The organism is Lactobacillus sp. HMSC08B12 (assembly GCF_001808415.1).
Classification (GTDB): domain Bacteria; phylum Bacillota; class Bacilli; order Lactobacillales; family Lactobacillaceae; genus Lactobacillus; species Lactobacillus delbrueckii.
Genome location: NZ_KV793179.1, coordinates 1 through 1771, shown reverse-complemented (window position 1 = coordinate 1771; position 1771 = coordinate 1). Strand labels below are relative to the sequence as shown.

The following is a 1771-nucleotide window of genomic DNA, read 5'->3' as shown; positions in this document are numbered from 1 at the left end:
TAAAGGTACATGCAGTATCTTTGCCTTCGTGGCTAAACTATTGAATTTTCAAGGTATGAGCCCACGTTTGCAAGTGGGAAGTTTAAGTAAGTGATTTAATATACAAGACCGGAAAGAGACCCCATTCTCTTTCCGGTCTTCTTTTTGTCTGGAGATATGCAAGGAATTATATTGTTATCACTTTTTTCTCCTAATAATTAGAACATTTTTTCTATAGGTAAAAACTGGTTGGTTTAGCTGTCGACTATCTGACCCGCTTTATGTCGGGGGCAAGTGTCTAAAAAGCTTTCGAAGTTTCGCTGCGGGGAGCAAGTAATATTGGAGAAGATGCTTTAGCTGCAAAATTGCTGGCAGAAGTGAAAGGACTGGATGAGCGCTCGATAACGAATGCCATTAAGCTGACCAGATTCGATGTCTACTACCGGGCTGGCCTTGGCTATAAGCCAGTTAGCGAGATCAAGCCGGATCAGGCAACGATTCAAAACGTGAGGACGATGGTTGAACGCTCACTGCATTTTCTTGAAGTCTATGGCCCAAAGCTGCTGGATGGATTTACTTTTGAAGGCGGCTATACAGACACGGTAAGCAAGGGGGCTGGTGACTTAACCACGGCTGACACCCTCTGGGACTTTAAGGTGTCGAAGAGGAAAGTGCAAAAGGAGAGCACACCCTGCAATTACCCATATACTGGCGGATGGGCCTGCATTCGGTTCATCCGGAATTTCAAAGCATCAAGTATCTAGGTATCTACAATCCCCGTCTGAATCAAGTCTATCGCATTGCCGTCACTGACATTTCTGAAGATGTCATTAGGGAAGTCGAAGAAAAAGTAATCGAGTATGGGATGCAGTAATGCAAAAAATGGTGGTCCAGAACGGACAATGTCATTAAGTTAAGGCATTATGCTGGTTGAGCAGGCCTATTCTTCTTAATATACTGGGCGAGTCAAACCGTCAGTATCTGGGTCAGCAATCCCCAGGCTGTCCCGGCTGCCAAAAGTTGGGTCAGCCACGATCTTCAAGACGACGTCAGCCATACTGTGTCTTGAGCCAGATACGCCAACGTATGTGTCATGGCGGTGGGTGATAGAGTACTTAACTTCTGGCCGGTCGTTCAGCCATGGCAGGCGCAGAGTAGTGTAGTCAAGACCGGAATCTTCCAAAAGCTGGTCGGCATTGACTGGAGAGCTGCCTTCTGGGTTGCCGCCAAAGCAGAAGTCCCGGTTCAACTTGCCGAATTTACCTGGAACTTCATCATAGATGCCTAAAAGGCTGGTTTCAATCACCCGGCTGATCTTATTTGCTTCAGCTGCCGCGATGATATTTTTGGTTGGGCGGTTGTTACCAGCGTCGTCATGGTCAACGACAGCTGAGAAGATCATGTCACAGCCCCGACCAAAGTTACCCGGTCTGGGTAGCGGTCTTTTAAGTTTTGCAAGCGGCTGGCCCAGTGCAGGAGCAAGACCAGGTCAACATCCTTGAACTTGTCTTCAGTCAAATTCTTTCTTCAACAATGCGGGCAATTTGACCGTTAGCTGCCAAAATCAGTAATTTCATGTTTATTATTTCCTTTCTGCTTGTCGGATTCTCTTGATGCTTTTATGATAGCGGGGCGCAAGCTTTTTGAAAAATACTCAATGTGCAAGATAGTATGCAGGAAGGACATAGCAGATATCAAATACTGTAAATTCTGATGTATATAAAAGATCATGATTGCAGATAACATAGGATCAGCCCTTTTTCAATGTCATTAAGTTAAGGGATTGACATCT

The 1771-nt window shown here is 45.3% G+C and carries 2 protein-coding genes; one reads left to right on the top strand and one right to left on the bottom strand.

All coding sequences use genetic code 11. From position 1 onward, the window contains the following. Positions 1–344 precede the first annotated feature (344 nt). Entirely contained in the window at positions 345–743 is a 399-nt protein-coding gene (locus HMPREF3168_RS10755) for a hypothetical protein (protein ID WP_246825696.1), read from the top strand. A 185-nt stretch (positions 744–928) separates the two neighbouring features. On the opposite strand, the gene HMPREF3168_RS06350 is transcribed toward HMPREF3168_RS10755, so the two are convergent. Then, entirely contained in the window at positions 929–1381 is a 453-nt protein-coding gene (locus HMPREF3168_RS06350) for an NAD(P)H-binding protein (protein WP_236157047.1), read from the bottom strand. Positions 1382–1771: the final 390 nt, after the last annotated feature.

Excerpts from the sequence above, each read along its gene's own strand:
- HMPREF3168_RS06350 (WP_236157047.1), bottom strand. The coding sequence starts at position 1,381 with ATGATCTTCTCAGCTGTCGTTGACCATGACGACGCTGGTAACAACCGC.